This window comes from Rathayibacter sp. AY1D1 (assembly GCF_002932635.1).
In the GTDB taxonomy this organism is placed as follows: domain Bacteria; phylum Actinomycetota; class Actinomycetes; order Actinomycetales; family Microbacteriaceae; genus Rathayibacter.
In genome coordinates this window covers 1-4367 of sequence record NZ_PSVY01000059.1, presented here as the reverse complement: position 1 = coordinate 4367, position 4367 = coordinate 1, and the positions used below count along the sequence as shown (strand labels likewise).

The following is a 4367-nucleotide window of genomic DNA, read 5'->3' as shown; positions in this document are numbered from 1 at the left end:
CCGCTGCAGATCCGCCGCGAGCGCCGGGTTCTTGAAGGCCGCGGCGATGGTGTCGGGGATCCGGCTGAACAGCACCGAGAAGATCACGGCGGTGCCCAGGGTGCCGCCGATCTGGCGGAAGAACGTGGAGGCGCTGGTCGCGACTCCCATGTTCGCCACGTCGACCGAGTTCTGCGAGGCCAGGGTGAGGGTCTGCATCATCTGCCCGAGCCCGAGGCCCAGCATCAGCATCCCGCCCATCATGAAGATCACCGGCTTGTCGATCGTCACGAAGGTGAAGTAGAAGAACGCGGCCGACATCAGGAACGTGCCGACGATCGGGAAGGCGCGGTAGCGGCCCGTGCGCGAGATGATCTGACCCGAGACGATCGAGGCGATCATCAGGCCGAGGATCATCGGCAGCATCAGGAAGCCGGACTCGGTCGGCGTGGCGCCGTTCACCAGCTGCAGGTACAGCGGGATCGCCATCATGCCGCCGAACATGCCGAAGCCGACGAGGACGCCCAGCACGGTCGCCATCGAGAAGGTCGGCGAGCGGAAGAGCTTGAGGGGGATGAGCGCGTCGTCGCCCATCATCCGCTCGGCCGCGATGAAGCCGATGACGCCCAGCGCGCCGACGATGTAGCAGACCCACGCGATCGGCGAGCCCCAGCCCCACTCGCGGCCCTGCTCGGCGATCAGCAGCAGCGGTCCCGCGGCGATGACGACGAGGGAGGCGCCCCACCAGTCGATCCGCACCGAGCGCTTGCCGGCGGGCTTGGGCAGGTGGAGGAACCGCACGACGATGAAGAGCGCGACGGCGCCGATCGGGAGGTTGATCAGGAAGACCCAGCGCCAGCCGGTGATGAAGAGGATCTCGGGGGTGCCGGCGAGCAGGCCGCCGATGAGCGGTCCGACGACGCTGGAGATCCCGAAGACGGCCAGGAAGTAGCCCTGGTACTTGGCGCGCTCGCGCGGGGGCAGGATGTCGCCCATCACCGTGAGCGCGAGCGACATGAGTCCGCCGGCGCCGAGGCCCTGCACGGCGCGGAAGCCCGCGAGGCCGAGCATCGAGGTCGAGAAGCCGGCGAGCGTCGAGCCGATCAGGAACAGCACGATCGCGATCAGGTAGAGCGGGCGGCGTCCGAAGATGTCGGAGAGCTTGCCGTAGATCGGCGTCGCGATCGTCGAGACGATCAGGTAGGCGGTGGTCACCCACGCCTGCTGCGAGAGGCCGTCGAGGTCGTCCGCGATGGTGCGCATCGAGGTGCCGACGATGGTCTGGTCGAGCGAGGAGAGGAACATCCCCGCCATCAGGCCGAAGATGACGAACAGGATCTGCCGGTGCGACATCACGGCGCCGGACGGCGTCGAGGTCGGAGCGGATGGAGCGGAGGCGGAGTCGGCCACGGTGGTCCCCTTGTCTGGCGGACGCGTCCAGGCACGGCGATCCGCCGCAAACGTTGCGTGCTGCGCAAAGTTACACCGCGTGCGGAGAGCGCGACAGAGCGTCCGGCGAGCCTGAACGGGATCTCAGGGCCGCCGTGCCGGGGCCGTGCCTCAGGCCGGAGCGGGGACCGCCTCGTCCGCCCAGCCGGCCTCGCGGAGCGCTGCGCGGGCCTCGGCTCGGGCCGAGTACGGCGTGCGCACGCCGAGGATGTCGCGGTAGTTCTGGTGCCCGGGGCCGGCCCAGAGGATGGCGTCGCCCTCGTGCGCCAGGGACACGGCGACGCGGATGGCGCGCTTGGGGTCGTCGACCTCGTGGATCTCGGCGTCCGGACGTGCGGCGCGGGCGGCCTCGACGAGGGTGCGCCGGATCGAGGCCGGGTCCTCGAAGCGCGGGTGGTGGTCGGTGACGATCAGCACGTCGCTGCCCAGGACGGCGGCTTCGGCCATCGCCGGGCGCTTGAGCGCGTCCCGGTCGCCGTCGGCGCCGAACACCATGACCACGCGGCCGGGAGTGACCTCGCGGACGGCCTCCAGGGTGCGGGCGAAGGCGTCGGCGCTGTGTCCGAAGTCGACGTACACCGTGGGGCCGCGGTTGCCGGAGACGCGCTCGGTGCGGCCGGGGAGGGAGGCGTCCACTCCGCCGTCGCGGTGCAGCGCGGCGCGGATCTCGCCGATCGGCCGACCGGACTCGATCAGCATCACGATCGCCAGACCGGCGTTGGCGGCCATGTGGGTGCCGATGATCGGGACGGAGGTCGTGATGGCACGGCCCTCGCGGTTGCCGATCCGGAAGCGGGTGCGGCCGAACTCCTGCTCGAGCACCGTCACGGTCCAGTCGGCGTCGACGCCCGGGAGGGAGGTGATCGTGGTGACCGGCACGCCGGCGACCTCGACGAGGCGCGCGCCCGCGGGGGAGTCGAGCGAGACGACGGCCCGGCGCGCGCGATCGGGCTGGAACAGCTGGGCCTTCTCGCCGAAGTAGGTGTCCATGTCGCCGTAGTCGTCGAGGTGGTCGTGGCTGAGGTTCGTGAAGCCGGCGACGTCGAAGACCACGCCGTCGACGCGGTGGCGGGTGAGCGCCTGGGCGCTGACCTCGATCGCGGCCGCGCCGACGCCCTCCTCCTCCATGCGGGCGACGAGCGCGTGCAGCTCCGTCGCCTCCGGGGTGGTCAGGCCGCTGGTCACCGAGGTGTCGCCGATGTGACGCTCCGCGGTCGAGCTGAGGCCGGGCACGACGCCGAGCTGGCGGAGGATCCCCTCGAGCATGTGGACGGTCGACGTCTTGCCGTTGGTGCCGGTCACGCCGAGCAGCACGGGGGAGCGCTCGGCCGTCCCGTAGACGGCGGCGGCGACGGCGCCCAGGCGGGAGCGGGGGTCGTCGACCACGAGGACGGGCAGACCCGTCGCGCGCGCGGCATCGGCGCCCGCGGTGTCGGTCAGCACGGCGGAGGCGCCGCGGGCCACGGCCTGCTCGACGAACTCGGCCCCGTGGCGGTTGACCCCGGGCAGGGCGACGAAGAGGTCGCCGGGCTCGACGTCGGAGGCGATCAGCGTCACTCCGCTGATCTCGGCCGTCAGGCCGCCCTCGTCGCCGATCTCGAGCGTCCGAGCGAGGGCGGCGAGAGGGACGGAGGGTGCGGTGAGGGGTCGGAGCATGGGGTCCTTCCATCGACGGCTCCGTGGGGGGCCGTGCGGCCGAGGGGGCGGTCGCACACGGAGTCGTGGCTGTCACTCAAGCTAGGGGGTCTGCTTATGTGAATCCTTAGAGGATATGCGCGACCCGCGTGGAGGGGCACGGGTGGACAGAACCGATCGCCGGTGCTTCAGCAGATGCGCAGGAACGGGTCTGTCTAGGCTCGGAGGATGACGTCGAACGAGAACGAGCCGACCGATGGGCGCCCCGTCCGCCGCCGAGCCCTGGTCATCGGGGGTGTGGCCGCCGCGGCGGGCCTGACCGCGCTGGGGGTCGGAGCCGCCATCGGGAACGGAGCGCCGGCGCCCTCGCCGACCCCCTCGACGGCGCCGCCCGCTCCGTCGCCCTCCGCCGCCGCGACCACTTCGGCGCCCACAGCGGAGCCGACCGCCACTCCGACTCCCACACCCACTCCCACCGCCCCCGGGATCGACCTCACCGCGCAGTCCGTCGACGACCCGGCGAGCACCTGGGTCGTCGTCAACAAGCTGCGGACGCTCGCGCCGGTCGACTACGTCCCCGCCGACCTGACCTTCCCCGACGTGCCCTACGTCAACCGGCAGCCGATGCGCCAGGCGACCGCGGACGCCCTCGTCCCGCTCTTCGCCGCTGCCCGCTCCGAGGCCGGCCTCTCGCTGGCGGTGCAGAGCGCCTACCGCTCCTACGACACCCAGGTCAGCGTCTACGCGGGCTGGGTGTCCTCGCGCGGGCAGGCGGGAGCGGATGCGACGAGTGCGCGCCCGGGGCACAGCGAGCACCAGACCGGCTGGGCGGTCGACGTGGTGGGAGCGTCGGGCGCGTGCGCGCTCGAGATCTGCTGGGGCGACACTCCGGAGGGGCAGTGGGTCGGCGCCAACGCCCATCGCTTCGGCTTCCTCGTGCGCTACAAGCCCGACGCCACTCCGATCACGGGGTACGAGTCGGAGCCGTACCACCTGCGGTACGTCGGGACCCAGCTCTCCGGGTACCTGCACGACTCCGGCATCGAGACGCTCGAGCGCGCCTTCGGCCTTCCGGATGCGCCCGATTACGCACCGGGGACCACTTCCTAGGCGGTCTAGCGATCACAGACGGACACGATCGGGCGTGACACGCGCCGCTCGTTACCGTACTGTTATTCGGAGCGCTTTCGGAGGCCCGTCTGACGGATCTCCCACCCCCGCCTGGTGACATAGCCGCTTCCCCTGCTCCCGAGCCCGGTCCCCCGCCGAGCCGCCGACCCACTGCCCCTCCGGAGTGTCGCCCC

The 4367-nt window shown here is 71.6% G+C and carries 3 protein-coding genes; 1 reads left to right on the top strand and 2 read right to left on the bottom strand.

Annotated elements, in window-relative coordinates; translation table 11 throughout:
• On the bottom strand, positions 1-1332 hold a 1332-nt coding region (locus C5C56_RS17260), incomplete at its 3' end, for an MDR family MFS transporter (protein ID WP_146085892.1).
• Positions 1333-1539: 207 nt separating this feature from the next.
• Positions 1540-3084 (bottom strand): Mur ligase family protein, encoded by a 1545-nt coding sequence (locus C5C56_RS17255; RefSeq protein WP_104288453.1) that lies wholly within the window; start codon positions 3082-3084, stop codon positions 1540-1542.
• A 207-nt stretch (positions 3085-3291) separates the two neighbouring features.
• On the opposite strand from C5C56_RS17255, the gene C5C56_RS17250 reads away from it, so the two are divergent.
• Positions 3292-4173, top strand: a complete 882-nt coding sequence (locus C5C56_RS17250) for a D-alanyl-D-alanine carboxypeptidase family protein (RefSeq protein ID WP_104288454.1) — start codon at positions 3292-3294, stop codon at positions 4171-4173.
• The last annotated feature ends 194 nt before the right edge of the window (positions 4174-4367 follow it).

What these genes read in the sequence shown, in the direction of transcription:
- C5C56_RS17255 (WP_104288453.1), bottom strand. Translation starts at nt 3,084, where the DNA reads ATGCTCCGACCCCTCACCGCACCCTCCGTCCCTCTCGCCGCCCTCGCT.
- C5C56_RS17250 (WP_104288454.1), top strand. Translation starts at nt 3,292, where the DNA reads ATGACGTCGAACGAGAACGAGCCGACCGATGGGCGCCCCGTCCGCCGC.